Origin of the sequence: Herbiconiux daphne (assembly GCF_024979295.1) — a bacterium.
Taxonomy (GTDB): Bacteria; Actinomycetota; Actinomycetes; order Actinomycetales; family Microbacteriaceae; genus Herbiconiux; species Herbiconiux daphnes.
In genome coordinates this window covers 1-543 of record NZ_JANLCJ010000725.1, presented here as the reverse complement: position 1 = coordinate 543, position 543 = coordinate 1, and the positions used below count along the sequence as shown (strand labels likewise).

The following is a 543-nucleotide window of genomic DNA, read 5'->3' as shown; positions in this document are numbered from 1 at the left end:
GTGCGACCATATCTTTAACTTGCATGTGCTGTGCGAACTGATCATTCGTTGTGCTAGGATCTACAGCAAACTCAAATACGTTAGGAAGTTTAGCACCATCAATAGGATTATTATCAGGGTCTACTAACTGGATATTTTCATCTTTAATAAGTTCATACAAATGCGTAAAGAATGGTTTAAAGAAAGTATCAGAGAGGCTTTCAGTAATCATCAATTCACGCTGAGCCTGATTAAAGATATTAAGATAGGCAGTAGCTGTACTTACCTGACTCATACCACCATCACCATTAGTAATATCTGTTGGCTGTGTCAGTGTCTCCTGTGCAATCTCTTTAAGCTGGTTATTAGCAGCAACATAAGTATCTGTAAGCTGCATAGGCTGGAACCGTTCAACAGCACCAATAGCCTGTACTTCGATAACCGCACCGGGGCGATTATTTAACAGGCTCTGCCGGTCATATTGGCCCCTAGCAGCCTGATACTGTGGGTAGGTAGTCATCATAGCAACGTGCTCATGCTTACGCTGTGCGGCGCTTAGCTGGT

At 42.9% G+C, this 543-nt stretch carries 1 protein-coding gene; it reads right to left on the bottom strand.

What is annotated here, in order from left to right; translation table 11 throughout:
• Window positions 1–502 (bottom strand): portal protein (locus tag N1032_RS27370; RefSeq protein WP_259543860.1); only part of this gene is annotated, 502 nt, incomplete at its 3' end.
• Window positions 503–543: the final 41 nt, after the last annotated feature.